The organism is uncultured Capnocytophaga sp. (genome assembly GCF_937936315.1).
GTDB lineage: Bacteria > Bacteroidota > Bacteroidia > Flavobacteriales > Flavobacteriaceae > Capnocytophaga.
Genome location: NZ_CALGWU010000024.1, coordinates 124896 through 151648, shown reverse-complemented (window position 1 = coordinate 151648; position 26753 = coordinate 124896). Strand labels below are relative to the sequence as shown.

The window sequence follows — 26753 nt, the reverse complement described above, 5'->3', positions numbered from 1 at the left end:
TATGAGCTAATTACATTATTTTTTGTAGTTTTGCTTTTTATTCGTAATTTTCTTTTAAAAGTTTTGATATTTTTTCTTTTCCAAGTTTTTTAATTGCCTCTTTATTTTCTTTCAAGAATTTCTCAAAATCTTGTTTGGTAAATTTCTGACCATAAATTCTCCATTTTATTTGAGAAACATCAGTAGCATTGAACAAATCACGTTCTATGAATTGTTTTTTTATAACTTTTGCTGTTACGCAATTTTTTACTTTGATTCAACATCTTGTTTTTCAAAGATATAAAGAGAAAATCCCGTTGTTGATACAGCTAAATATTTATCATTCATTTGTATTTCTTCTATTTGGCGCCTATTTTCATTGTTTGAGGGTTTGCTCTCGTTGTGTAGGATTTCCTTACGCCAAATAATTTTTCCTGTATTGGTATCAAAAAGTAAAACCAAACTACGAATACTATCCCTCTCAGGTTTGGCACTTACAGCAATAATTCCGTTGTGGTAAGCCATTGTTCTGTTGTCTATTATTTCAGTAGGCAGGTCTTTTGTTAAATCATAGTGTGTGATTTCAAAAGTTTCAGGATTCATTTTTGCAAAACCTTTATCTTTTTTTTGCCATAAAAAGCCATCAAACAAGTACATTTTGCCTCCAAAAATAGTTTCTTTTGGATTATTTAGCACTTGTCCCGTTTGAGCATCTAAAACAAAAGTGGCGTAATTGCTCCAATCTTCAGTATGAGCGAAAAAGATGATTTTATTGTTTGATACTAAAACTCTGCCTTCCATTATTTGGGCAGGTTGGTGGAAATAAGTTTCTAAATCGTATTGCCAAAGAAAGTCTCCTTTATATAGGTTGAAAAACTTTATAAAGTTACCTTTAGAATATCCAATTCCTAAAGAGGGTACGAGAAATTTAGGATAAAGTAGAAAGTCTTCTTCTTGAAAAGAAAAAAGAACTTCAATTTTTTTATCTTTACTATATAGCCTTTTAAAACTATGATTAGGACTATCCAAGAAATAAATAGACTTATTGTCTTTTGCGAAAATAAAGAATTTTCCTTTTACCTCAAAAACACTTCTATCTGTAATGTTATAAAACTTTATACTTGTTTCAGATTGTGTGCAAAAAGAATCTTCTATAAAAAAACCATAGTTATTACCTTCATTGATAAATTTAAAATCTACAATAGGCAAATTATGAGAGAAATTAATATAACTTATTTCTCCTTTTCGTGAAAAGTATACGACTTGCTCCTTAAAAAAATAGAGATTTATAATTTCACTTGAATATTTGAGTGTATATGATATCATCTTTTAAATTAGTTATAAAATCATCTAAAGTTCTTATTTCTCTTCCATTAACATTAGGAAATGGTATATCTTTATACATTTTACGAATTATGTCAATATTATCATCTATATATTTGTGAAAATCTTGTTTGGTGAAATTTTGACCGTAAATTCTCCATTTAATTTGAGAAATAAGAGGTAAATCATCGGTAATTAGATTGATATAGGCGGTGTTTGAATACGCGTTTTTAAACAAGAATCGTCTGTCTCTGTGCTGTCATAGCCACAAAGTTACATAAAAATTCTTGATAATAGATAATTTTGATGGGAATTTTGAAGAAATAGTGCAGGGCGTCCGTAGTTTTGTGGGAAATACGGCTTAAAGGATTTGAGAAAAAGGTTTTGTTTTATGAAGTCGGAGAAAGGGTATAGACTATTCACATTTCCCTTTAAGTACTAAATGCTGGCTGTCGATATATTCGTAGTTGAGTCCCGAATGAATGAAAGTGAGTTGTTTGAGTACTACATTTAGGTCTTCTTTTACAAAAGTACCCGATAGGTAGCAGCGTTCAGCGTTTTCTACTTCTAAGCGTATTTGCACCCCATAGTGTTTTTCGATTTTTTGTACCACAGTGGGTAAGGAGCTTTCACGAAAGCGCAAGATACCTTCTTTCCAGTCGGTGAAGTCGTTGGTAGCTACTGTTTGTACTTGTATTTGTTGGGTTGTTTTTTGGAAGACGGCTTGTTGTGAGGGGTGAAGTTCGCATTGTTGTGCGCCTGCTTGCACCCTTACTTTGCCGGTAACAAGGGTTACTCTTGCCTCATTTTGTGAAGGAAAAGCCTCAATGTTGAAGCTGGTTCCTAATACTTCGGTGGTGAGTATTTCGGTTTTTACGATAAAAGGTTTTTTGGGGTTAGAGGTAACCTCAAAGAAAGCTTCACCGTCTAACTGTACTTCGCGTTTTTTCCTTGCGAAAGTTGCGGGATAGCGCAAGTTACTGCCGCTGTTGAGGGTAACAGTAGATCCGTCGGGCAGAGTGAGGGTTAAGGTTTCTCCTTGGGGAGCTGATGCACTGAGCCACTGGGTTGTGGAATTCATCATTGTAGGGTTAGGTGAGGAGAAGAACCACCCCCAACTGGCAATACCTATTACCAGCAGCAACACAGCTGCCGCTGCCACCGACCATCGGTAGTAGAAGGGTTGCGGGGAGAGCTTTTTAGTGATTCGCTGGGAAAGCTCACTATGCACGGTATCGGCAGAAGTGTGGGCAAAAACCTCAGGAGCATTTTTTGCTAAAAGTTTATTTTCAAAGTCCTTTAGTATTTTATCTTTGGCCACTGAGGTTTTGCCCTGCAAGAAATTATGGATAATATGTTTGAAGGTATGAGGTTTCATATTTTTCCTTTTCAGTTACAAATACCAAAAAGGGGAGGGGACACACATAAAAAGGGGGATAGGAGTTAGGGGGTAGAGATTACTTTTATCGTTTGTTTTACTTTTTCAGCAATGGTTCGGGCTTTTTCAATGTCTTTATTTACAATGGTTACGTGTCCCATTTTTCTAAACGGACGGGTTTCGCGTTTGCCGTAGATATGAGGGGTTACGCCTTCCATTGCTAATATTTGTTCTATATTTTCGTATATCACATCGCCTTGGTAGCCTTCAGCCCCTACGAGGTTTACCATTACACCTGCTACTTTGCTATCGGTGTTGCCTAACGGAAGGTCTAAAATGGCGCGCAAATGTTGTTCAAATTGGTTGGTATAAGCTGCTTCTATGCTGTAATGCCCTGAGTTATGTGGGCGTGGAGCTACTTCGTTTACTAATACCTCGCCTTCAGCCGTTAGAAAAAGCTCTACGGCTAAAAGTCCTACTACCTGAAAAGCTTCGGCTACTTGTACGGCTATCGCACGTGCTTTTTGGGCGATTTCCTCGCTGATACGCGCTGGACACAACACATATTCCACCTGATTGGCTTCGGGGTGAAATTCCATTTCTACCACAGGGTAGGTGCTTGCCTCACCGCTCACATTGCGGGCGACAATCACTGCCAATTCCTTAGCGAAAGGTACTAAATTTTCGGCGATACACTCTCCTTCGGGTAGAAGGGATAGATCGGGTAATTGTCGTACGATTTTCACGCCGTTGCCGTCGTAGCCAAAGCGCGCTGATTTCCACACGAAAGGCAGGGTTATTTGCTCGTTTGCTACTGCCTGCTGCAGATTTGTTAAACTCTCAAATCTATGGAAAGGTGCTGTAGGGATGTTGTGAGTGGCGTAGAATTGTTTTTGGGTAGCTTTGTTCTGTATCAACTCAATAGTTTGAGGAGTGGGGTATACTTTTACCCCTTTGGATTGTAGTTTTTTAAGAGCATCGACATTCACATTCTCAATCTCGATAGTGAGTACATCTACCTCTTTACCAAAGTTGTAGACGGTATCAAAATCGGTGAGAGCGCCTTGTACAAAGGTATTGCAGGCAATGCGACAAGGGGCATCGGCAGAGGGGTCGAGCACCTTAGTGGTGATGTCGAACTTACGGGTTTCGGTGAGGAGCATCTTGCCGAGTTGCCCGCCACCAAGGATTCCTAAAGTAAAGTTTGATGAAAAATAGTGAGGCATAAGGTTGATTTATTTCAATTCTCTAATCAAATACATATATACGGGGAAGTGGTCGGAATAGCCCCAAGTGTAGTTGCCGTTGCTCATACTGCGGAAAGGATAGCCTTTGTAGCGCCCTTTGGGGTTTGCCAAATAAGGGCGGTTGAAGATACCTGTTTTCCAATAACGATAACTACTCTTGTCTTCTTTGAGCAAGTCGTAGGTGAAATAGAATTGGTCGAAAAGATTCCAACCATCTTGATAGGCAAGGGTACCCATTCCCTTTTTGAGCATCGCTTCCATAGGGTTGAAGAGCTCCCCTGGTTTTACATCTTCTTTTTTATCTTTTGTTTTAAGAACATTCTTAAATCCTGAATTGATAGGGTCGTCGTTGAAGTCACCCATTGCAATAACTTTGGCATTAGGGTCTTTTTTGAGTAGAGAATCAATGATTTGTTTGTTGAGAGCGGCTGCTTTTTCACGACTGGGGCGGCTTTTAGCTTCTCCTCCTAAACGTGAGGGCCAGTGGTTTACGATAAAGTGTATCATTTCGCCGTCTAACTCACCGCTTACAAGTAGTTGGTCGCGGGTGTAGAGGGGTTTGCCGTCGTCTTTAGTGAGGTATAGGGGGTGTGCAAATGAGGAAACGGGCTTGAACACGCCTTTTTTGTAGATGAGTGCTACATCTACCCCACGGGCATCGGGAGAATCGTAGTGTACGATGCCATAGTTGTAACGTTTGAGATACTCGGTATTGATAAGGTCTTGCACTACTGCCTCATTTTCTATTTCGGCAAGTCCTACTATATCGGGGGCGTGGTGCGTTACATCATTGCCGATTTCGGAAATAACTTTAGCGATTTTCTGTACGTGGTCGTTATATACTTTAGAAGTCCAGCGGTCGGCGCCCTCGGGGGTGCGATCGTCGTCGAATTTATTAGGGTCGTTGATAGTGTCGAACAAGTTCTCCACATTGTAAAAAGCAATCGTTCTCACGCCAAATTTTTTTTGTTGAGCCTCGGCATTGAGTACCGCCAAAAGTACAAGTGATACTGTTAAAGTTATAATTCTTTTCATCTATAATTTGGTTTTTCTAGGTGTTTACTCTTTAGAAAGAGAAGGTCTAATTAGCAAATTATTTAAAAATTCTACCGAAAAAGCCTTTCTTTTTAGGTTTGTCGTCTTGTTGTTGGGTGGAGGAGGCGGTGTTTTTGGCTGCTGCCGAAGGGTTTACTACATCATCTATAGAAATCTCCTCATCGCCATTGTCTATATCGTGTAATTTGCCTTTGCGCTCATAGATGCGGTAATGCACTTCGCCTGCTCTAATAGTATCTTTTGCAGCACCACTATCGCTGAGAAGGCGATCGAGGAATCCTTCTCTCACCACGGGTTCACAATTGATTATCTCCTCGCGTATCTCATCGGGGACGGAGAAGGTAGCGCGGGTGATTGCATTGAACTGCTTGTTGCGGTTGAGTTGTGACACAAAGAGAGCTGCAATAGGCAAAGCTGAATTTGCACCTTGTCCTAAATAGGTGCTGCGGAATCCTATTTGTAGGTCGTTGCCCACCCAAGCAATCATCACCAGATTAGGCAATAGACCTGCAAACCAACCATCTTTATTGTCTTGAGTAGTTCCGGTTTTGCCCGCAAGGTCGTTTGTAAGCCCATACTGTCCGCGCATTCTGGCGGCTGTTCCTTCATTTACGGTAGCACGCATCAGCTGGATCATCTGTTGGGCAGTGGTTTGGCTGATAGCTGCCGCTTCTTTTTTAGGTTTGTGTTGCCAGATGATTTTTCCTTTTTTATCAGTGATTTTTTCTATAAAATACGGTTGTGAAGGCACACCGTTATTGGCAAAGGTGGTATAGGCTTTAGCCATTTCAATCACTGATAATTCAGCTGAACCCAAAGCGATAGAAGGTACTTTAGGCATAGTTGAGCGGATACCCATTGCACGCGCTTTGCTCAGTACATTGTTGAGTCCTGCATAGAAAAGCGTTTGTACTGCAATAGTGTTCAGTGATTCTTTAAGCGCCTTGCCTACAGAGTAATAGGTGTACGGGTCGTCGTCGGTTTTAGAAGCGTTACGGGGTGTCCAGAATTTCTCATCAGCATAGGTGAGGGCGCGTGGAGAGAAGTGAGTGCATATGGGCATTCCTACCTCTAAGGCAGTAGCATAGACGATAGGTTTGAAAATAGACCCTACTTGGCGTTTGCTTTGCAATACGTGATCGTATTTGAAGTGCTCAAAATCAACACCTCCTACATAAGTTTTGATAGCCCCTGTTTGTGGATTCACACTCACAAAACCTGTGTTGAGCAAGCGGGTGTAGAATGATAAACTATCGAGAGTGCTGTGTTTTTGCACCTCGTCTTTGGTGTAGAAACTCAAGTTCATCGGTTTTTTCTCGCCGAGTTTTTTCCAAATAGCCTCATCATTAAGTCCTTGAGATTTTAGTTCTTTGTAAGCGGGGAGTTTTTTTGCTTCTTGAAGCAGCCACTCGTTATCGGTTTTCCAAGGGGCGTTTTTGCCATAAGTGGTTTCAAAATCTTTTTGCAAGCGTTCTAAATGCTTTTTCACGGCAGCCTCGGCATATTGTTGCATAGTGCGATCGATGGTGGTGTAGATGCGCAACCCATCTTTGTAGATGTTATAGGGCGTACCATCTTCTTTTTTAACGTCTTTCAACAATTCGGGAAGTTGCAAGCGTATTTGCTCGCGGAGGTAAGGAGCAAGACCTTCGTTTTCAATATTGTTGTAGTCTATTTTTAGGCTGTCCTGCTTGTGAACTTCAAAGTCTTTATCGGAGAGAAGTCCATTTTTTTTCATTTTTGCCAATACCACATTGCGGCGTTCTTCACTTCGCTTGGGCGAGGTACGCGGATTGTAGTTTTTGTTGGCTTTGAGAGAGCCTACCAAGGTAGCAGCCTCGTTGAGGGTGAGATCTTTGGTGTGTTTGTTGAAAAATCGATGAGCAGCCGCCTCTATACCGTAAGTATTATCGCTAAAAGGTACCGTGTTGAGGTAGAGGGTGATAATTTCCTCTTTAGTATAGACTTTCTCAATGCGGCTGGCGATAATCATCTCTTTGATTTTATGCACAGGCATAGAGAGTTTTCCGTAGCGTTCGCCACGCCCGAAAATATTTTTAGCCAGCTGCATTGTAAGGGTGCTTCCTCCTCCCGAAGAATCGTCTTGCAAGAGCAGAGTTTTGAAGAGTACCCTAAAGAGACTTCGCATGTCTACGCCGCTATGGTTGTAAAAACGTTCGTCTTCGGTAGATATAAGGGCGTTTACCAGATAAGGAGGTAAATCAGAGTATTCAATTTTTGTACGATCGAAGATGTAGAATTTACCTAAGAATTCACCGTGGTCGTCGTAGATGAGGCTGGCTTCGGCTTGGCGGAGTTCTTTGAGTTCTTGTTCGGTAGGCAATTTGCCAAAAGCGCCGAAATAGACTAAAGTGAAGAGCAATAACACCATTGCCAGTCCTGTTCCTATAGCGATACCTGCCCATTTGAGGTAAAACTTATAAGTTCGACTTTGTTTGTCTTTTTGGTTGCCAGAGAAGAGAGTGTATAGCAAATAAGGGATGCTAAAGAGCAGAATCACAAGGGCATACCAAGCGTATTTGAGGCAGTAACGCAGTAGTTTATATACCATAGAACCTAAAGCCAAAATCCCTTCCATTAGTAGGGAAAGGAAAGGTGCTATAAAGAGCAGCCCTTTGAAAATAAGTTTTTTGAATGATATATTTTTCAGTTGCATATAGAAAGTACTGAACGATTTAGGATGCAAAGGTACAAATTAATTAACAATTAACAACTAACGGCAAACAAAATTTAGTGCGGGCTTTATGGCAAACAAGAAAAGTAAAGAGAAGGGTTAAATATAGAATAACTAACACTATTTTTTGTTATTTACTAAAAAAATTATACTTTTGCCGCCTCAATAGTAACGGATTATAAAAATAGTTGTGATGATATATTATGTACTCCTTTCTTTAGGTGTGCTAGTTCTTCTTTATCTACTTATTACGCAGGGAGTTGCAAATCTAAATCGCGAAAAAAAGATAGAGGAACTGCGCGAAAAATGGCATAATGCCCTTGTAGACGAAAAGCGAACCAAAGAAGTTATTATGGAACTCATCGGAAAAACTTTTGGTGAAGCAGCTGTAAACAGTGTTGAAAAAGGTGTCTATAAAGAAAATATGCCTGATTATCTCGTGAAGATGGCTATAGGTCGCCCTTTGAATGTGCAACCTGTAGTATTCCATGGCATTACTACCGAACGCTGGCGCTACAAATCGGTAGTGCTCAGCTTCCAAAATGGTCGACTCATAGGATGGGAAACCAACGATAACTCTACTCAAAAAGCAGGACTATGACAATGAAAGATTACTACGAAGTGCTGGGACTCACCACCGAAGCTCCCACCGAAGAAATTCGCATCGCCTACCGCAAACTCGCTAAAGCTAATCACCCCGATAAACACAAGGGAGATCCTGCCTATGTAGAGAAATTTAAAGATATACAAGAGGCTTACGATGTGCTCTCGGATGCTGAGAAGCGCAAGGAATACGATGCCCAACTGGCGCGCCAAAAAAGCTATAATAAAAAAGACGCTAAAAAATCGGCAGCTAATAAAAAATCGGATAAATCTTCTAATAATAATGGGCAACAACAACCCCAAACAGAACAAGCCCAACAACCCGAACAACCTCGCCCCGAGGAAATTAAAGATTTACATACCTTGGTGGATATGTATTTCAAAAAACGCGATATCACCTTGCAAGCTCGCAAGGAATACGATAGTTTTCTTGCTACTCCTCGCAAAAAATATATCAATTGGGTAACCTTTATAGCGCTGTTGCTCTTTATTGCAGGAGTTGTTGTGGCAATGATGTTCCTCAATTAACAATTAACAATTGACAATTAACATACACAACGAAACGGATTTTACGGCTACTGCCTTGGATACTTTTCGCTATCAATACGAAAATAACGAGGTATACCACCGCTTTTGTACCCTATTACAACGCACTCCCGAAAAAGTAACTGCCCTCGAGCATATCCCTTTTTTGCCTATTGAATGCTTCAAAACGTATAAAGTGTATTGTGGCAACGCGCCTCATCAGCAAATCTTCACCAGCAGTGGCACCACAGGCGCACAAACTTCTCAGCATTATGTGAAAGACCTCTCTATTTACGAAGAGAGCTTTCGCAAAGGATTTGCATACTTCTATGGCGATATCCGCGATTATGTAGTATTAGCTCTCCTCCCCTCGTATTTAGAGCGTACGGGCTCTTCGCTCATCACTATGGTAGCCGACCTTATTGAGCGCTCAGGTAGTGAGTATAGCGGTTTCTATCTCAATGAATACGACCTCTTAGCCGAGCGTTTGCAAACCCTCGATGCTTCGGGTAAAAAAGTGCTACTTATAGGGGTATCGTTTGCCTTACTCGATCTTGTTGAAAAGCATACTTTCTCCTTAAAAAATACGATTGTAATGGAAACTGGCGGAATGAAAGGTCGGCGTAAAGAACTCGTGCGAGAAGAGTTGCACGCTATGCTCTGCCAAGGCTTTGGTGTCGAAATGATTCACTCCGAATACGGAATGACTGAACTCCTTTCACAAGCCTATTCTGCAGGCAAGGGGATTTATAAGTGCGTACCTTGGCTCAAAGTGCTTATACGTGATACCAATGATGCGCTGAGCTATTTGCCTACCGGCAAAACCGGCGGAATTAATATCATTGATTTGGCTAATAGAGAGTCGTGTAGCTTTATCGCTACTCAAGATTTAGGAAAGCTATACCCCAATGGTACTTTTGAAGTATTAGGGCGCTTCGACAACGCCGATATCAGAGGGTGCAATTTGTTAGTGATGAGCGAGAAAAGTGAAGAGTGAAAAGTGCTTTTTAAGTAAAGTTTCCTCCCTACTCATTGACAAATCGGCAAAATCAGCTAATTTTCCAATTTTTTCATTGAATCTTTCAGTTCTTCAATCTCTTTTTGGGTGTCTTCTACGATAGTAGTGTCTATTTCCGTGTGATTGATATGATGATGAATTTCAGTTTTAATCTCATCAGTAGCATCGCGCAATTGGCGCATTGTTTTGCCCAAACCACGCGCAACCTCTGGGAGCTTATCAGCCCCAAAAAGTATTAAAACCATAAAAAGTATAAATATAATCTCTGAAATACCCATAAATTCAATTAATAATTAACAATTGACAATTAACAATTACCTGATGTCTAACACCTGATGCCTGACACCTAACTCACTGCAAAATTACATTTTTTTTCGTCATAAAATAGCAAATTTCATATTTTTTTTATACTTTTGCCCGTATGAAAAAAGTAAAATATTATTATGACCCCGAGACGCTCTCGTATAAGCGCATCCGCAATCGCAAGCGCACAAAGGTGCGTAACGCCCTGATATTCCTCACGGCAGCAGCTCTCTTCGGGATTTTATTCTCTTTTATAATGATTAACTCGCGTTTGTTCTTCACCCCTCGCGAGGTAGTACTCGCACGCGAGATTAAAACCTACGAAACCAACTACCAAATCCTCAATAAAAAAATGGAATTAGTAGAGGATGTCCTCGCCGATATCCAAGAGCGCGACAACAATATGTACCGCCTTTACTTCAACGCTCCTGTCATCCCCGATAGTATCCGCAAGAGCCTTAAAAATCCTAATCGCTATAAAGATTTGGAAAAATTCGGCAACTCCAAGCTGATTGCCAGCACCAATGAACGTTTAGATGTATTGCGCAAGCAGTTGGTTGTACAATCCAAATCGCTCGATGAGATTACCAAACTCTCTAAGGCTAAAGAAAAATTCCTCGCTTCTATTCCTGCTATTCAGCCTATCAACAACAAGGATTTAAAACATATGGCTTCCGGTTACGGTTGGCGCACCGACCCCTTCACCAAAGCCCGTAAGTTCCACTATGGTATGGACTTCGCTGCACCCCAAGGCACTCCTGTATATGCTGCTGGCGATGGCGTGGTAGTCCGTGCCGATAGCAATGCCTCAGGCTATGGTAACCACATCCGCATCGACCACGGTTATGGCTATGTAACCCTCTACGGACACCTTTCTGCCTACAACGTGCGTGCCGGTCAGCACGTGAAGCGCGGCGACCTCATCGGTAAAGTGGGAAGCACTGGTCGCTCCGAAGCACCTCACTTGCACTACGAGGTTATCAAAAACGGCGAACATATCAACCCTATTCACTTCTACTATGGCAACCTCACCCCCAGCGAATACGCCGATATGCTACACGTCTCTACCCAAGAAAACCAATCGCTTGATTAGGGGTTAGGTTTCAGGGGGGTCAGGTTTCAGGTATCAGACTCATCAGACGAGTCTGACTTGTCTGATATTGTTACCTCTAAACAACAACCTCTAAAAAATAGTCCAAAATGATCAGCAAATGAGAAAATCAGCAAATCATTATGATGAATACTCTAAAAACCTCTTATACCACTGCTACTGAGCAGATAAAAGAAGCTATTCTCAGCAGTCAATATACAGCTGCTAAGCAAGTAAATGCCGTACAACTCTCTTTGTATTACGGCGTAGGGCACTATGTCTCTCAAAATACCCGCAAAGGGGTATGGGGTACAGGAGCTATAAAAGCTATTTCCGAACAGCTCCATAAAGAGCTACCAGGACTTAGAGGTTTTAGCGAACGCAATATCAAAAATATGCGTGCCTTTTATGAGGCGTGGCAGGAGTTAGATATCAATTCGGCAGTTGCAACTGCCGAATTACAAGTTGTTGGAAATAAGTTAGATACTAATTTGGAAATCACGATTTCCAAATTGCAAAATGTATTATCTCCACATTTTGATACGCTTTCTGCCTCTTCTTTTCTATCACTACCTTTTACTCATCATCTTGAGATTTTAAAAGAAGTAAAAGATAGTAAGCAACGTCTGTATTATATTCGTTGGGCGATTGAAAATAAAGCTTCTGTGATTTCTTTAAAACGTGCTCTTGCAACAGATATTTATAATGTTCAACCTATCCCCAATAATTTCTCCCAAACGCTTCCTTCTAAGAATTTAGCGCGTAAAGCAGTTGAAATGTTCAAAGATGAGTACTTGCTCGATTTTATCAATGTAGAAGAAATAGGAGAACGCGACCTCGCTGATATAGACGAACGGGTAGTAGAACAACAGATTATCCACAATGTGAAGAATTTTATTATGACTTTTGGTAAGGACTTTACTTTTGTAGGTAATCAATACCATTTGGAAGTGTTTGAGGTTGAACAATATCCCGATTTGCTCTTCTTCAACCGCGAACTTAACTGTTTGGTGTGTGTAGAACTCAAAAAAGGAGATTTTAAACCCTCTTATTTGGGACAACTCACCGCCTATTTACGGATTTTAGATGATACAGTAAAGAAACCACACGAAAATCCTACTATTGGTATCATTCTTTGTAAAGACTTTAATAAAGATTTTGTAGAATATGTCATTCAAGACTATCATAAACCAATGGGTGTAGCTCGCTATACCACCACTGCCGAAATGCCTGAACAGTTTCAGCGTGTATTACCCAATATAGAAGAATTGCGTAAAGTATTGTCAAATCAGCCTACTGATAAATAAATCTATGATGAGCAACCCACAACACCTCATTCACACCATACAGCAAGCCTTTTCTGGCGTTACCTTGGGCAACGGCATAGGGCTCAGCGAGGGCAATGCGATGGACGATTATGCCCCAGCTGAAGAACACGCCCGCTGTCGCAAGCAAGATGAGCAAACTCATTGGTACAAGATACCTATAGAGCTTCTCAACCAATATTATGTAGCCCTCTGCTATTTCGACCCCGAAGGAATGCGATTTCACCTGCCCGCTTTCCTTATTGCCGACTTACAAGGGCTGTTCCGTTTTGACCTTGTCTATACATTCATCCATTTAGACCGGTACAAAGAGCAACAATTCTCATTGCTAAACGCTCAGCAAAAACAAACAGTCGCTCAATACCTGCGCTGGATACTCGCTGACCCCAGTCATCATACCACTGCAGACGATACCACCGCTATCGAAGAAGCTCTTTTACTGTTTTGGGAGGAATAAAATATAATAAATATTGAAGATGAATGTCTTATAACAATTACTTACATACACGGTTATTATCAATTTTACTCATCAGTTGTTTATTTAGCAGCTGCCGATATTTCTCATCCTCTCCTGCCCGAGAGGAGGTAATCGACACCACTGATGTGGTTTATACAGAAAAGAAGGATTCAGTTGAGGAAACACACTCTGAGGGCAAAAGAATAGGCAACCCTATTGATTATAATGCACCTACCATTAAAGAAGTTTATGTAACCACCCGCGATAGTATTGATTTTTATGAGGAAGCCGACGACAAAAGCGCACGTCTTGGCAAATTGCCTTATGCTGAAAAAGTAGAGGTAGTTCAAGAACTTAACTCTTGGTATGGCATAAAACAGCGCACCCAAAGGAAGTACAAACGCGATGGTGAGGAGATTATCTTGTGGCAATGGGAAAAACTCTTTATAAAGAGAGAACAAACGGGCGATATTAGCCAAATAAAACTCAACTATAAAGAGCTGATTACTACTGAAGACAAGAAACCGCTCAAGAAAATAAACATTCGTTTTGTGACTAAAGACGAATATCTCGCTCAAAAAGCCAATGCCGTTGATTTTATAGATACTACCAATACTATCAAAAAAGTAAAAGGGAAACTGCACCTTCCTTGTCAGGAGTGTAAAAACAAATATGTTACTTATATTGATAGCCTTGCACCTAAGTACGATGACAATAGAATAGAACATACCTATATGGGGGAAATACCCTTTCTAAATCAATATCTTATCAGTACTACATACTATGAAGATTGGGATTATACCTTGATTGACAAAACCACAGGTAAAAAGCTTACTTTAGCTGCTTATCCTTATATCACTCCTGATAGACAATATTTTATGACTCTATTAGACAATGTCTATGAAGGAGTTGCAGACTTTTCACTTTATAGTATTGAAGGAATAAATAAAATAAAGCAAGTATTTTCAACCACTTTTACTCAGTGGGCATTAGTATTAGATGAAAAGGATAGAGAACAAGTCTTTATGGGAAGCGACGGGAATCTCTATGCCAAAGTAATTAATGTCTCTGTTCGTTGGGATCAGAAAGGGCACTATAACCCACGAGGTCAGTATATCTGTATTAGTATTAAATAATAAATCAAACTTATATGAATTACAAAACGCTTACTACATTATTAGCCTTTGCTCTTTGCCTATTGGCTTGCAACGGACAAAAAAGATTCACTACCTTACCCGAAAAAAACTGGGAAGGGATGAATCTCCACGGCAAAGTTAAAAAGCTAGAAACTGTCAAGCAAATGATGCCTCATTTCATGCCATACGGATATGAGGGTTCTTCAACTATTTCCACAACTATTTCCTTTAATACAGATGGGTATATTGAGCAAATAAAAACGGATGATGGTATTCAAAAGGAGGTTACAACAACAGATTATGTTTATGACACTCAGCATAACCTCATTACTGAAACTGAAGTAACTCTTTCTGATGAAGGCGCTCCTTTAAATAGAAAAACTATTCATTATAAATATAACGAAGTAGGTAAACTAATTCAAAGTGATGAGTATATAAACGACCTATACGCTTTTAAAAATCTTTATTCTTATGATGAAAAAGGAAGATTCTCCAAAATGAACACCATTCCTATTAGCAAAGAAGATTCTTTAACCTCACAAACAACATTTTCTTATAATGACAAGTATTACGATATGGTAGAGACAACTACGTATCCAAAAGGGAAGTCCGTAGCTAAAGTAATTAACTATAAGTGTGACAACCAAAATAATCTGATAGAAATAGAATTTAATATTGATAAAGTGGCTACTAAAATTGTTTTTACCTACAATGAAAACAAGGATGAAATCTCAAAAAAAATTTTTTCAGATGGGGAAGAACAAAGTGAAGAAATCTATGAGTATGAATACGATAAGCACCACAACCCCATAAAGAAAACAACCTTAACAGGCAGTCGCGATTTACATAACATAAAAACAATAAAATACGAATATTATGAACAATAAAAATCTTCCCCAAAATTGGGATTTCTTTATGTGCCGAATCGAAGGCGCTCCTGCCTCTATACGCACTAATTTAGCCTTGATTGAGGTCGCTCCTCTCGAAGGACTCACACAACGCTTGCAGTTCTATATCAAAATGCAAAACCCCAGACCCGACGGACTTTCTTCTAATGAAGAATATCCTATCCTCTGTGATATAGAGGATGCTATAGGTGAAAAAGCCGAAGCTACAGGGGCTGTATCGGCTGGGGTGGTGAAATCCGAAGGGTTTTTAGAACTCTGGTTTTATACCCAAAATGCTGAGGCTTTGGCAAAAACTTGTGAAGAAGCATTACAAGCTTTTGAGGGCTATCAGTCGGGGTATAATATAGCCGAAGACCCCGAGTGGGAAGATTATTTCGGTTTTCTCTACCCCGATGAGTTTTCTTACCAAACGATGCAAAACCGCAAAGTGCTAATGCAACTCGAAAAGAATGGCGATAAAATGGAGGTGCCTCGCGAAATCGACCATTTTATCTACTTCAAAGAAGCTGCTCAGCAACAGGCTTTTGCCAAAGAAGTTGAAGCCAAAGGTTTTAAAGTACTTCTTAGCGATGAGAAAACAGTAGAAGAACGCAAAGCAGAAAACTATACGCATCCTTATACAGTTCAAGCCTCTCGTGAAGACAGTCCATTGGATATCGATGATATTGTATGGAATTTGTTAGAACTCGCCTCTCCTTTTGAAGGTGAGTACGACGGCTGGGGCTGTGTAAACGTACAATAAGAAGTATGGTTAATTATTAATTGTCAATTGTTAATTAAAAAATGAAATATTCAAAAATAATCGATGCCGTTTATGAGGAAGTATTAAAGGGCGAAAATGCTGGTACCGTCCCTACCTACATTCCCGAATTAGCACAAGTAAACCCCGAACAGTTTGGGGTCTATTTCTATAGCCTCAACAAACAATCCTATGGCATAGGCGATTGCGATGTAAAGTTTTCAGCGCAGAGTATTGCTAAGGTGCTCGCCCTCTCTTTGGCGTATAGCATCATAGGCGACCAATTGTGGAAACGCGTAGATGTAGAACCGTCGGGTACTTCGTTCAACTCTCTCGTCCAGTTAGAAGCCGATAATGGTATTCCGCGTAATCCGCTCATCAACGCAGGGGCGATAGTAGTGTGTGATATTTTGCTCTCTATTTTAGAAGATGCCGAAGCCGATTTCCTCACTTTTGTACGCGAATTGGCTAACGACGATAGCATCAACTATTCTATTTTAGTAGCCGAATCCGAAAAATCAGTAGGGTATCGCAATTTTGCCTTGTGTTATTACATCAAGTCGCTCGGGAATATCGAAAACGACCCTATTGAGGTGCTCAACTTCTATTTCAAACTCTGTTCTTTGGAACTCACTTGCAAATCGATGGCGTATATCTTCTCATTTCTTGCTAACGACGGTATCCGTATGCACGACCGCGTACAAATCCTTACCGAAACCTGCACTAAGCGCGTAAACGCCATAATGCAAACTTGCGGATTTTATGACGAGTCCGGAGAGTTTGCTTTTAAAGTAGGGTTACCAGGGAAGAGTGGTGTAGGAGGGGGGATTGTTGCCCTATTGCCTAATCATTACAGCATAGCGGTATGGAGTCCCAAACTCAACGACAAAGGCAATTCGTATAGAGGAATGAAGTTCTTAGAAATGTTTACCGCCCAAACGCATACCTCTATTTTTTAGTTACACTGTAGGGGCGTTTTGCAAACGCCCCTATAAAATAAAACTTTTTGCAAACGCCCTTATAAAATAAAGCACTTATAATTCACCGTTTTTTCGTAACTCGTAATTCGTAACTCGTAATTTCCAGTCCTTATTTGTTTTATTTATAAATAATACCTACTTTTGCGCCCGATTTTAAGATTCCTATATGAAAACATTGGGTGTTTTTATACTTTTATCTTGGTTACCTACCTCTTTTGCTTTTGCTCAACAAAATGAACAACAGAAAGATACCATTCAAAAATTAGACGAAGTAACGGTATCGGCTCAGCAAATATTAGGTAGCAAGTTTCAGGCGCGCAACCGTACGGGCTCAGCGTATTACATCTCTCCTCAAGAAATTCAAAAAATGGGCTATACTGATATCAACCGTATGCTCAAAGCTGTTCCTGGGGTGAATGTGTACGAAGAAGATGGTTATGGCTTGCGACCTAACATCAGTTTGCGAGGTACTAAAGCAGAGCGAAGTGAGAAAATCACCCTGATGGAGGACGGTATTTTGGCGGCTCCTGCTCCTTATGCAGCCCCTGCGGCTTACTATTTCCCTAATGCGGCTCGTATGCAAGCGGTGGAGGTGGTGAAAGGCAGTAGCCAAGTGCAATACGGTCCGTTCACTACTGGTGGGGCTATCAATATGGTATCCACGGCTATCCCAACCAAATTTTCAGCCAAGCTAAGTGCTTCCAGTGGAACTAACAACACCCTTAAAACGCACATCAACGCAGGCGACAGTAAAAAACACTTCGGCTATATGGTGGAATATCTCCGCTACCAGTCCGATGGCTTCAAACATTTTGAAAACAAACAAAATGCAGGCTTCAAACGCAATGATTTGATTGCTAAATTCAAAGTGAATACTGCTAAAACCGAAGGGGCTAACCACTCTTTTGAACTCAAAGCGGGCTATGCCGACGAAGATTCTAACGAAACTTACGTGGGTCTCACCCAATCCGATTTTGCCCGAACGCCTTTCCTGCGCTATGTAGGCTCTCAAAAAGACCACCTCACAACCCGCCACACCCAGTGGGTGGGTACTTACCTTCTTCAGTTTTCTAACCGACTAAAATTTACTACTCACTTCTATTACAATACCTTCTTCCGCAATTGGTACAAACTTGAATCGGTGAAATACGGCACTTCAGCCAACGAAAAACGCACCATTGGGCAAATTCTCTCCGATCCCGAAACTAATGCTCCTTATTTTGATATACTTTCAGGTAAAACCGATAGTCGCGTGTTCTACAACGATTACGAACGCTTGAAGGACAACCCTGGGCTATTTGTGCGTGCCAACTACCGCAACTATTTCTCTCGTGGCGTGCAAACCAAAGCAGAATACAAAGCGATATGGGGCAATTGTTATTTAGACAATGAGTGGGGGTTGCGTTACCACACTGATGAAGAAGACCGCAACCAGTGGGACGATATCTATGCAATGAAAAACCAGCAAATGCAACTCCTTTGGAAAGGTCTGCAGGGCAGTCAGGCGAATAAGATAACCCGTGCCAATGCCTTAGCGGCTTATTGGCTTTCTAAACTGACTTACAAACAGCTCACTGTAACTGCGGGCTTGCGCTTTGAACATATAGAATTGTTAGAAAAAGATTATACTACTGCCGATACCCGCCGTACAGGGCAAAAACGCATAGAAACCACCAATGTAGCTAATGCCGTAATACCCAGTTTGGGGCTACACTACAACCTCACCGATGGGCTGTCTGCTTTTGCTGGTGTACACAAGGGCTTTTCACCCCCAGGGGTGAGTAAAGAAAAGCGTGTGATGGACAGAAATGGTAACATCACCCTACTCACCGAAAACCAAAAACCCGAAAGCAGTATCAACTTTGAAGCGGGCTTGCGTGTGAATTACAAACAGCTAAAAACTGAAGTGATAGGTTTTTACAATAACTACAGCAATATGTTGGGCAGCGACCTTGCAGCTATGGGCGGTACAGGTACCCTCGAACAGTTCAACGTGGGGGAAGCTGTCGTGAAAGGAGCTGAGTTCATCGCACAATATCAGCCATTTCCTGAGGAATCTCCTATAAAAACCCCCTTACAACTCTCCTACACCTTCACCGATACCGAGATGAAAAACTCTTTCGAGAGCAACTCTTGGGGGCGAGTGATTGCAGGTGACGAAATACCTTATATCAATCGCCATAGCCTCAACTTGAGTATAGGAGCCGAGTACAAAAAATACGAACTGAATATAGGTATTCGCTATAATGGTGCTGTGCGCACTGAACCAGGGCAAGGACTTATTGCCGAACGTCATAAAATCCCTGCCTATACCATTATTGATGTTGCTGCTAAAGCGCATTTCGCTCGCCGTTTTACCCTCACCCTAAACGCTATCAACCTTACCAATCGCACTTATTTGGTATCCCGTCACCCTTCAGGATTGCGTCCAGGGCATCCTTTGGGTATTTTTGGTGGCATCATTTACAAAGTAAATTAACGATGAACAAACTGTCATACATATTTCTTTTTCTCCTCGTAAGCCTATCTGCTAGCGCTCAAACCTTTACCCTCAAAGGAACGGTGAAAGAAACCAATGGCACTCCGCTGTTGGGTGCGACGATAGTGGTGAAAGAATCACATATAGGCACCAGTACCGATATGGAGGGGCATTTCAGCATCAAAGCGCAAGTAGGGCAAACCCTTGAAGTGAGTTATGTGGGAATGAAAACCCAACGCTTCAAAATCAAAGGGGAGAGCCTGCAAATCATACTCCAAGAAGAAGCCCAAGCCTTAGAGGGAGTAGTACTCACGGGCTACCAGAAAATACAAAACCGCGTATTTACAGGGGCAGCTGCTTCGGTGAAGATGGACAATATCAAAATGGAAGGCGTTGCCGATATATCACGTATGCTCGAAGGGCGTGTGGCTGGACTTTCTATCCAAAATGTAACGGGCTCTTTTGGCTCGGCGCCGCGCATCAATATTCGCGGGGGGGCTTCTATCATAGGAAATGTACAGCCGCTTTGGGTAATCGATGGGGCGATTTATGAAGATTTGGTGTCCCTCAGTCTTGACCAATTGGTTTCTGGTGATGCGGTTACCTTAGTGAGCTCGGCTATTGCCGGACTCAACGCTACTGATATAGAGGATATACAAGTGCTGAAAGATGCATCGGCTACCTCAATGTACGGAGCGCGCGCCCTCAATGGGGTGATTGTTATTACAACCAAATCGGGCAAACGTGATACGCCTAACCGCATTACGTATAGCTACGAACAGAGTTTTCGCACCATTCCGTCGTATAAAGATTTTGACTTGCTGAACTCGCAAGAAACGATGTCACTCTTGCAAGAGATGAACAGCAAAGGCTATTTCAATTTGCAAAACACCCTTTATGGCAGGCGCAGTGGCATTTACTACCAGTGGTATAAGGGAGTGAGTACCATCAACCCTAATACCGGCAATTACTACTACCCTAATACACCAGCAGCTCAAGCTGCCTTTATGAGAGAACGCGAATACGCCAATACCGATTGGTTCAAACATCTTTTTTCTATCAACCCCATACGCAGCCACACCATTACTTTCAGCGGTGGGGGCAAAAACAGTACGAGTTATGCTTCTTTAGGTTATTATCACGACAGTGGCTGGACGATTACCGATAATGTGAAGCGTATCACTGCCAACCTCAAAAATACTTTTTATATCAACGACCAACTAAAAGCTACCTTTACTGCCGTAGGGAATTTACGCAGTCAGAAAGCCCCTGGCACTTTTGCACAGCGTAAAAACACAGCTGTAGGTGCTTTCGAACGCGATTTTGACATCAATCCTTTTTCGTATGCTTTAGGTACGTCGCGCACCTTGCGACCTAAAGATGCACAGGGTAATTTAGAGTACTACCGCAACAATTGGGCGCCTTTCAATATTTTGGAGGAATATCGCAACAACTATATGAAAATTGATGTACTTGACTTCAAAATACAAGCTGAAGCCTCTTACAAGGTCAATCCGCATTTAGAAGTTACTGCCTTAGTATCCGCGCGTCAAGCACAAACACAATCATCGCACTATATCACCGAAAATTCTAATGTTATCAAGGCGTTTCGCGCCAATGAAACCCCTCAGGTAGCCAATGATAATATCTATTTGCTCAAAAATAAGGACAATCCTTTAGCGCCTCCACAAATAGCGCTCACCAATGGGGGTATTTTCAATAAAACGGAAACCTCTCTCAAAAGCTATATGGGGCGCTTGGCGGTTGATTACCACCGCACCTTGCACGAGCACCACGACCTCAAAGCCTTTGGTTTTGCCGAAATTCGCTATGCCGACCGCACCGTTACGCCTTTCCAAGGCTACGGCATTCAGTATGATCGCGGCAATCAAGTATTTACCAATCCGCTTATCTTTCAAAAACTCCTCAACGAGGGCAACAACTATTTCGCACTTACCGAGAAGTACGACCGTGGCATCACCTTTTCTGCCAGTGGTACGTATGGCTATAAAGGTAAGTATATCGCCAATGCCGTACTGAACTACGAAGGGTCTAATACCGCTGGTCGTGGTACGCGCTCTCGCTGGTTGCCTACGTGGAATGTGGGTGCGAAGTGGAATATAGACCGCGAAGATTTTTTCAACAGCAAAAACATCAGTACCCTTGCCCTGAGAGCCAGCTATGGGCTTACTGCCAAAATGAACGAGCAAGCAATCAATTCTTATAGTGTATTCCAAAACTATGTGCAAAACCGCTACCGCTTTAGCGATAGAGAGAACGCCTTGCGTTTGCTGCACTTAGAAAACCGCGACCTGACTTGGGAGAAGATGTATGAGCTGAATCTCGGTGTCGATGCAGGATTTTTCAACAATCGCATCAGTATGTCGGTAGATGTTTATCAGCGCAATTCATTCGACCTTATTGACTTGATTCGCACCTCTGGCATAGGCGGTGAATACTATAAGTACGCCAATTTTGGCGATATGCGCACCCGCGGCATAGAGTTATCTCTGAATACCAAAAACATACAGCAGCAAGATTTCCAATGGACAACTACTATCTCGTTCAGCTATATGAACCAAAAGATTACTCGTTTGCTCAACACCCCTAACACTTTTGATATGGTATCGGGTACAGGGCGCGGCAATATTGTGGGCTACCCTAAAGGATCATTGTTTTCGTTCAACTATCAAGGAGTGAACCACCAAGGTTTGCCTACTTTCGATTTCGGACTCTATCCGCTCAACAATCGCGCAAATGCCAATGTAGTAGGCGCTGATTTTCTCGATACACAGTACTCAAAATCCTACCTTATCTATCACGGCTCGGTAGAACCCAATGTGATTGCAGGACTCTCTAATACTTTTACCTATAAAAATTGGGAAGCCTCTTTCTTTATCTCGGCTCAAGCGGGCAACAAAATCCGTTTGAACCCTACTTTCGATCCTACTTTCGGCGATTTGAATGTCTTTTCTAAAGAGTACTACAACCGCTGGTTGCACCCTTACGACGAACTCCGTACCGAGGTGCCCTCATTGCCTTCACAGAGCCTTATGGAGCTCATTGGCAAGGAGAATATAGAGCGCGCTTATAATACGTACAACTATTCTCAAAACCGCGTTGCCGATGGTAGCTTTGTGCGTATGAAGAGTATATCATTGGGCTACCGTGTACCTAAAAAGGCTTTGGAACGCTATGGTATGAGCAGCCTTACGGTACGAGCGCAAGCTACTAATCCATTCCTTATTTATTCCGATAGCAAACTCAACGGTCAAGATCCTGAGTATTACAAGTCTGGCGGTGTGTCATTACCTACCCCCAAACAATATACCTTGTCATTCCAAATAGGATTTTAATGAATTAACAATTAACAATTGAAAATTAATAGTTTAAAACTGAATGAAACATTTAATTTACATATTTTCTTTGTTATTGCTAAGTTGCAACTATTTAGACAAAGACCCCGATGCCTCTCTAAATGTTCCCCTCGATTCGGAAGAAAAAATAGCTGAACTCCTTACGGGGGCTTACCCCGATGCGAGCTATTTTCCTTTCCTCGAAACCCGCACCGACAATGTAGCCGAACGCGAAAATGGTGTGCATACCCGTTTGAACGAAGCAATGTACCGCTGGGAAGATGAAGATCAAGAAGACCTTGATGCACCTTTGTTCTATTGGAATAGTTGTTACCGAGGCATTGCACAAGCTAATAAAGCCTTAGAGTTATTAGCGCGCTATCCCAAAACCGAACGCGTAAAAGCGCTTTATGGCGAGGCTTTCTTGCTCAGGGCTTACCTGCACTTTATGCTCGTGAATATTTGGGCAGAACCCTACAAAGGCGAAGCCTCTAAAAACGATATGGGGATTCCTTACCTCACTACGCCCGAGAAAAACGCTTTGGTAGAATACAATAGAGGCACTGTGTATGAGGTCTATCAGAAGATAGAAGAAGACCTAAAATTAGGAATTACCTTAGTGAGTGATGCCTATTACGCCAAACCTAAGTTTCATTTCAACAAGCGTGCTGCTTATGCTTTTGCCTCGCGTTTCTATCTGTTTAAAGGTGAATGGCAAACCGTGATAGACTATGCTAACTATGTACTTACGCAACCTAAAGCACAGTTGCGCCACTGGAAAAAGGACTATTACGATGTGTATGCTTTCAACAACCGCCCGTATCTCTATCAGCGTTATACCCAGCCTGAGGAAGAAGCTAACCTGCTCATCACCACTGTGCAATCGCGTTGGGCAAGAGAGCTCCCAACAGCTAAGTACGGCTTTACTACCCAACTGATGAACAATAACGCTGCCTATTACACGCCAGCGACCTCGCCTACTCCCGTGTACAATGGGATGTATATCGCCAAGTTTGATGAGTTGTCGCTCTTTGGTAGCACTGGTAGTAAACCTACTGATTTGTACGTATCGAATGTACTGCTTACTACCGATGAGGTGATGCTCAACCGTATGGAAGCCTACGCAATGCTCAAAAACTACAATCAACTACTCTTAGAATATCGCGAATTTCAGAAAATAAAGTTCGATAATCCTCGCAATATCACCGTGGAAGACCTCATCGCCTCTACCGATGACGATTATCGCAACTACTCGCCTTTCTATGGGCTTAGCATTCGTCAGTTAGGAGCAATCAAGAATATCGCTTTTCTGCGTCAATGGGAATTTATGCACGAGGGAATGCGTTGGTTAGACATCAGGCGTTTTTACACCCCCGTAAATCGCACCACTGAACCCCTACAAAAAGAGGATTTGCGCAAAGTAATACAACTCCCCATAGAAGCCATCAACCGCGGTTTGCCTGCAAACCCGAGGTAAGTGGTCGTAGCACGACAAGCAATAAATAAAACTTATATGAAAAGCCTTTTAAAAATAACACTCATTACGATATTAATCCTTATAGTGAGCTGTCAGAGTGAAAAACTCTCTACCCAAAGCGTTGTAGATACCGAAACCGCTCAGCAAGCCTATACCGATTTAGACAAGTGGATAGAAACCAATATCACCTTGCCTTATGGCATTGCTGTGGAATACCGTTGGGACAAAAACACTGCCCCTAAAGGTACCTATACCTATCCACCCGAAGTAAGCAAAGTAAAACCAGTACTCGAGACGATCAAATACCTATGGCTCGAACTCTATAGTGAGCCCTCTTTAGGAGGAACTAATTTCTGGAAAGGAAAAGCCCCTTTAAAAATATACCTCTACGGCGGTAAAAATATTGATGGCAACGGACAAGAGCTCATCAATAGCAGTGCGGTAGGGCGTGAATTTCATTTGTATAACATCAATAATTTCGACCCACGCGACAAGAATAAAGTATATGTGCTAATGCGCATCGTGCATCACCAATTCGCTCGCTTATTAGGCGATGAGATATACCCTTACGACCGTCAGGCGTTTTTGAATATCAGTCAGAAGGATTATCGCGCGAGCTCAAACAAACAGCTGTACGGCTTCCCTAATGATGATACTGCCCTTTATGCCTTGCAGTATTACCCCAAAAAGCGGGATAGGAATATCTGTACCAGCGCTTTGCCTTTTCAGTATTTTGCATCGCTTACCCAATGCCAAAATGCACACACCCAAGCAGGTATAGATGAGGAATGCTACTATTGTAATTTTACCCAAAGCACGCCCAATCACTACGGATTTATCACCTTTCAAGCAATGCTTTCAGCTGAAAACGACTTTGCCGAGATGATAAGCGTTCCCCTCACCAATCTCAATACCCAGATAGAGATAGCCAAAAATATTGCTAAGACCCCTATAGATAGCAGTGATGAAGAAGTACAACGCGCAGCCCTATCGTATAATAACCTACTGAAAAAAGAAGCTTTCATCGCCGATTATTTCAACAAAAAAGTAGGGTTCAGTCTGAAACGTTTACAGCTCTTAAGCCTTCAACGCCTCAACCGTTTTAATAATAGGTAAAAGTGAAGAGTCTATAAAATAAATGAATCATATATGAAATATCTTTTAACAACAGCATTTATTGCGCTTCTTTTGGCATCTTGCCATAAAGAACAGAATGCTTTTGAGCAATCGCCCTCAGAGCGAATGCTTCAGCAGCGCATTGCCTTGCAAAAAGAACTTACCGAAGCACCCTACGGTTGGAAAGTGCTCTACTTCCCCCGCACCGATTCATTGCTGTTTGCTACCCCCACCAAAGCTGAAAAACGAAGTGATTCGCGCTATGTAGAAAAACTCTTAAATCAAGGTTTTGGTGGCTTCTATTTCCTGATGACTTTTCACAAAGACAATACAGTAGCTATACAAGCCGATACCCATAGCGAAACGCTGCAAACCGTCAAAACAAGTGAATACACCCTTAGCCAAGAGGCGCAGTTACAGCTCTCGTTCACTACCTATAACTACGTTCACCAATTAGTAAACAACCGCTTTCGCGCGGCTGCCGATTGGCTGTATGTAGGTAAAGACACCTTGCAGAATATGGTCTTCAAAACAGCCTCGTATGCCGACCCTGCCCGCGAGTACATTGTGTTTGAAAAACTCAAAACAGCCAGAGATCAACAACAGTTCTTACAAAAAGCCTATAACAACCGACTCTTTTTCGAGCAGATGCAAAACCCTCAAATAGTTATCAAGCGGGGTAGTAAAATCTACTACCAAAGTGATGTATACCTAAAAGGCAATAATTTTGGGCTTAACACGCCTTTCTTAGAGGGATTTGTTGCCAATAGGTATTACGTATTTGAATACCGTACTAATCCGCAGGAAGACCCCTCCACAGGCAGGTATAAAAGTCAGTTTATAGGCTCAGGCTATGTAGGCACTGAAAGCGGACTCACCTTTAGAGCAGGCTTGCGCTACAACAAGTCGATTATATTCTACGACTTTGTAAGAGAAGGCAACCGCTTTGTAGCCCATCATCGTGATAGCAAAGGAATTGCCACTGGCTACACTGCTGAAATATTTGAAAATTGATAAAATGAAATATATAAACAGTATCATTGCGCTTTTGCTGCTCATAGCCTGCAATAGCAAAGAAGAAGATCCTACTCCAGAGGATTACCAAAAGCTATTTCCTTTCAAAGGAATAGAAAAACCTATGATTAACTACGAAGACCTTGTGCATAAACAATGTGATATCGAACATTTTGTATACCCAAGTATTGATGCCCCCCAAGAAGCACGTGAGTATACGGTAACCCTCACTTATCAATGTCAGCGAGGAGAAGGCAATGTTCGTGACCCACGCTATTATGTGTGTTATGTAAATGCCAATAAAGAGCGCGTGGTACTCAGTGCCACCACTACGGCACAAACGCTTACCTTTACCCTCCCTTCAGGGTATCCGCTGTATCTCGGTGTGTATGGAGGGGGAGAAAGAGAATCGCGCGTGAGTGCCCAGCTCACTGCGGTAGATACCCAAGGAGTGGTGAATGTGCCTACCTTACAGTACATCGCCGCCCAAAACACCGATGGTACCGATAATATAACCCCTTATTGCGAATATATAGTATTGCCTTAAGA

The 26753-nt window shown here is 41.8% G+C and carries 23 protein-coding genes; 16 read left to right on the top strand and 7 right to left on the bottom strand.

Going from position 1 to position 26753, the window contains the following annotated elements:
- Window positions 1-37: 37 nt before the first annotated feature.
- The 6 genes from Q0162_RS13280 to Q0162_RS04440 all read right to left on the bottom strand — a co-directional run bounded on the left by Q0162_RS13280 (window position 38) and on the right by Q0162_RS04440 (window position 7660).
- The gene (locus Q0162_RS13280; protein ID WP_367272163.1) at window positions 38-196 is read right to left on the bottom strand and encodes a hypothetical protein; all 159 of its coding nucleotides are present in this window, start codon (window positions 194-196) and stop codon (window positions 38-40) included.
- Window positions 197-246: 50 nt separating this feature from the next.
- A complete protein-coding gene (locus Q0162_RS04460) occupies window positions 247-1305 on the bottom strand; it encodes a hypothetical protein (RefSeq protein WP_297889739.1) in 1059 nt (352 codons plus the stop codon).
- A 412-nt stretch (window positions 1306-1717) separates the two neighbouring features.
- A complete protein-coding gene (locus tag Q0162_RS04455) occupies window positions 1718-2680 on the bottom strand; it encodes a FecR family protein (RefSeq protein WP_297889734.1) in 963 nt (320 codons plus the stop codon).
- Window positions 2681-2745: 65 nt separating this feature from the next.
- Window positions 2746-3906 carry a 5-(carboxyamino)imidazole ribonucleotide synthase gene (locus Q0162_RS04450; protein ID WP_297889730.1) on the bottom strand — a complete coding sequence of 387 codons (1161 nt, stop codon included), beginning with the start codon at window positions 3904-3906 and terminating at the stop codon, window positions 2746-2748.
- A 9-nt stretch (window positions 3907-3915) separates the two neighbouring features.
- Window positions 3916-4962: an endonuclease/exonuclease/phosphatase family protein gene (locus Q0162_RS04445; protein WP_297889728.1), complete on the bottom strand. Its 1047-nt coding sequence runs from the start codon at window positions 4960-4962 to the stop codon at window positions 3916-3918.
- 58 nt (window positions 4963-5020) lie between these two features.
- Entirely contained in the window at window positions 5021-7660 is a 2640-nt protein-coding gene (locus Q0162_RS04440) for a transglycosylase domain-containing protein (protein WP_297889725.1), read from the bottom strand.
- A 211-nt stretch (window positions 7661-7871) separates the two neighbouring features.
- Here Q0162_RS04440 and Q0162_RS04435 point away from each other — a divergent pair, with 211 nt between their 5' ends.
- From Q0162_RS04435 to Q0162_RS04425, 3 genes are read left to right on the top strand one after another with little or no spacing between them, the layout of a single operon-like run.
- Window positions 7872-8279 (top strand): hypothetical protein, encoded by a 408-nt coding sequence (locus tag Q0162_RS04435; protein ID WP_297889723.1) that lies wholly within the window; start codon window positions 7872-7874, stop codon window positions 8277-8279.
- On the top strand, window positions 8276-8809 hold the full coding sequence (locus tag Q0162_RS04430) for a DnaJ domain-containing protein (RefSeq protein ID WP_297889720.1): 534 nt from the start codon (window positions 8276-8278) through the stop codon (window positions 8807-8809). The genes Q0162_RS04435 and Q0162_RS04430 overlap by 4 nt, the downstream gene beginning before the upstream one ends.
- A 10-nt stretch (window positions 8810-8819) precedes the next feature.
- Entirely contained in the window at window positions 8820-9803 is a 984-nt protein-coding gene (locus tag Q0162_RS04425; protein WP_297889717.1) for an acyl transferase, read from the top strand.
- 56 nt (window positions 9804-9859) lie between these two features.
- Here Q0162_RS04425 and Q0162_RS04420 read toward each other — a convergent pair whose 3' ends face one another.
- Window positions 9860-10102: a twin-arginine translocase TatA/TatE family subunit gene (locus tag Q0162_RS04420; RefSeq protein WP_297889711.1), complete on the bottom strand. Its 243-nt coding sequence runs from the start codon at window positions 10100-10102 to the stop codon at window positions 9860-9862.
- A 143-nt stretch (window positions 10103-10245) separates the two neighbouring features.
- On the opposite strand from Q0162_RS04420, the gene Q0162_RS04415 reads away from it, so the two are divergent.
- The 13 genes from Q0162_RS04415 (at window position 10246) to Q0162_RS04355 (ending at window position 26751) form a co-directional block, all read left to right on the top strand.
- Window positions 10246-11220: a M23 family metallopeptidase gene (locus tag Q0162_RS04415; protein ID WP_297889708.1), complete on the top strand. Its 975-nt coding sequence runs from the start codon at window positions 10246-10248 to the stop codon at window positions 11218-11220.
- Window positions 11221-11360: 140 nt separating this feature from the next.
- Entirely contained in the window at window positions 11361-12524 is a 1164-nt protein-coding gene (locus Q0162_RS04410) for a PDDEXK nuclease domain-containing protein (RefSeq protein ID WP_297889705.1), read from the top strand.
- Between the two features lie 4 nt (window positions 12525-12528).
- Window positions 12529-12999: a DUF6714 family protein gene (locus Q0162_RS04405; RefSeq protein WP_297889702.1), complete on the top strand. Its 471-nt coding sequence runs from the start codon at window positions 12529-12531 to the stop codon at window positions 12997-12999.
- Window positions 13000-13022: 23 nt separating this feature from the next.
- Window positions 13023-14135, top strand: a complete 1113-nt coding sequence (locus tag Q0162_RS04400) for an SH3 domain-containing protein (RefSeq protein ID WP_297889698.1) — start codon at window positions 13023-13025, stop codon at window positions 14133-14135.
- A 14-nt stretch (window positions 14136-14149) separates the two neighbouring features.
- Complete coding sequence (locus tag Q0162_RS04395; RefSeq protein ID WP_297889695.1) at window positions 14150-15022, top strand: hypothetical protein; 873 nt, start codon at window positions 14150-14152, stop codon at window positions 15020-15022.
- On the top strand, window positions 15012-15785 hold the full coding sequence (locus tag Q0162_RS04390) for a DUF695 domain-containing protein (protein ID WP_297889692.1): 774 nt from the start codon (window positions 15012-15014) through the stop codon (window positions 15783-15785). The genes Q0162_RS04395 and Q0162_RS04390 overlap by 11 nt, the downstream gene beginning before the upstream one ends.
- Window positions 15786-15826: 41 nt before the next feature.
- Window positions 15827-16741 (top strand): glutaminase, encoded by a 915-nt coding sequence (locus Q0162_RS04385; protein ID WP_040361704.1) that lies wholly within the window; start codon window positions 15827-15829, stop codon window positions 16739-16741.
- Window positions 16742-16928: 187 nt separating this feature from the next.
- Entirely contained in the window at window positions 16929-19241 is a 2313-nt protein-coding gene (locus Q0162_RS04380) for a TonB-dependent receptor (protein WP_297889684.1), read from the top strand.
- 2 nt (window positions 19242-19243) lie between these two features.
- Window positions 19244-22597 (top strand): SusC/RagA family TonB-linked outer membrane protein, encoded by a 3354-nt coding sequence (locus Q0162_RS04375; protein ID WP_297889682.1) that lies wholly within the window; start codon window positions 19244-19246, stop codon window positions 22595-22597.
- A gap of 43 nt (window positions 22598-22640) precedes the next feature.
- On the top strand, window positions 22641-24074 hold the full coding sequence (locus tag Q0162_RS04370) for a RagB/SusD family nutrient uptake outer membrane protein (RefSeq protein ID WP_297889677.1): 1434 nt from the start codon (window positions 22641-22643) through the stop codon (window positions 24072-24074).
- Between the two features lie 36 nt (window positions 24075-24110).
- A complete protein-coding gene (locus tag Q0162_RS04365) occupies window positions 24111-25190 on the top strand; it encodes a putative zinc-binding metallopeptidase (RefSeq protein WP_297889675.1) in 1080 nt (359 codons plus the stop codon).
- Between the two features lie 33 nt (window positions 25191-25223).
- Window positions 25224-26204 (top strand): DUF4302 domain-containing protein, encoded by a 981-nt coding sequence (locus Q0162_RS04360; RefSeq protein ID WP_297889672.1) that lies wholly within the window; start codon window positions 25224-25226, stop codon window positions 26202-26204.
- Window positions 26205-26208: 4 nt separating this feature from the next.
- Complete coding sequence (locus Q0162_RS04355) at window positions 26209-26751, top strand: hypothetical protein (protein ID WP_297889669.1); 543 nt, start codon at window positions 26209-26211, stop codon at window positions 26749-26751.
- The last annotated feature ends 2 nt before the right edge of the window (window positions 26752-26753 follow it).

Excerpts from the sequence above, each read along its gene's own strand:
- Q0162_RS04395 (WP_297889695.1), top strand. The coding sequence starts at position 14,150 with ATGAATTACAAAACGCTTACTACATTATTAGCCTTTGCTCTTTGCCTA.
- Q0162_RS04375 (WP_297889682.1), top strand. The coding sequence starts at position 19,244 with ATGAACAAACTGTCATACATATTTCTTTTTCTCCTCGTAAGCCTATCT.
- Q0162_RS04405 (WP_297889702.1), top strand. The coding sequence starts at position 12,529 with ATGATGAGCAACCCACAACACCTCATTCACACCATACAGCAAGCCTTT.
- Q0162_RS04380 (WP_297889684.1), top strand. The coding sequence starts at position 16,929 with ATGAAAACATTGGGTGTTTTTATACTTTTATCTTGGTTACCTACCTCT.
- Q0162_RS04385 (WP_040361704.1), top strand. The coding sequence starts at position 15,827 with ATGAAATATTCAAAAATAATCGATGCCGTTTATGAGGAAGTATTAAAG.
- Q0162_RS04440 (WP_297889725.1), bottom strand. The coding sequence starts at position 7,660 with ATGCAACTGAAAAATATATCATTCAAAAAACTTATTTTCAAAGGGCTG.
- Q0162_RS04410 (WP_297889705.1), top strand. The coding sequence starts at position 11,361 with ATGATGAATACTCTAAAAACCTCTTATACCACTGCTACTGAGCAGATA.
- Q0162_RS04455 (WP_297889734.1), bottom strand. The coding sequence starts at position 2,680 with ATGAAACCTCATACCTTCAAACATATTATCCATAATTTCTTGCAGGGC.
- Q0162_RS04445 (WP_297889728.1), bottom strand. The coding sequence starts at position 4,962 with ATGAAAAGAATTATAACTTTAACAGTATCACTTGTACTTTTGGCGGTA.
- Q0162_RS04365 (WP_297889675.1), top strand. The coding sequence starts at position 24,111 with ATGAAAAGCCTTTTAAAAATAACACTCATTACGATATTAATCCTTATA.
- Q0162_RS04435 (WP_297889723.1), top strand. The coding sequence starts at position 7,872 with ATGATATATTATGTACTCCTTTCTTTAGGTGTGCTAGTTCTTCTTTAT.
- Q0162_RS04460 (WP_297889739.1), bottom strand. The coding sequence starts at position 1,305 with ATGATATCATATACACTCAAATATTCAAGTGAAATTATAAATCTCTAT.
- Q0162_RS04355 (WP_297889669.1), top strand. The coding sequence starts at position 26,209 with ATGAAATATATAAACAGTATCATTGCGCTTTTGCTGCTCATAGCCTGC.
- Q0162_RS04420 (WP_297889711.1), bottom strand. The coding sequence starts at position 10,102 with ATGGGTATTTCAGAGATTATATTTATACTTTTTATGGTTTTAATACTT.
- Q0162_RS04430 (WP_297889720.1), top strand. The coding sequence starts at position 8,276 with ATGACAATGAAAGATTACTACGAAGTGCTGGGACTCACCACCGAAGCT.
- Q0162_RS04400 (WP_297889698.1), top strand. The coding sequence starts at position 13,023 with ATGTCTTATAACAATTACTTACATACACGGTTATTATCAATTTTACTC.
- Q0162_RS04370 (WP_297889677.1), top strand. The coding sequence starts at position 22,641 with ATGAAACATTTAATTTACATATTTTCTTTGTTATTGCTAAGTTGCAAC.
- Q0162_RS04415 (WP_297889708.1), top strand. The coding sequence starts at position 10,246 with ATGAAAAAAGTAAAATATTATTATGACCCCGAGACGCTCTCGTATAAG.
- Q0162_RS04390 (WP_297889692.1), top strand. The coding sequence starts at position 15,012 with ATGAACAATAAAAATCTTCCCCAAAATTGGGATTTCTTTATGTGCCGA.
- Q0162_RS04360 (WP_297889672.1), top strand. The coding sequence starts at position 25,224 with ATGAAATATCTTTTAACAACAGCATTTATTGCGCTTCTTTTGGCATCT.
- Q0162_RS04450 (WP_297889730.1), bottom strand. The coding sequence starts at position 3,906 with ATGCCTCACTATTTTTCATCAAACTTTACTTTAGGAATCCTTGGTGGC.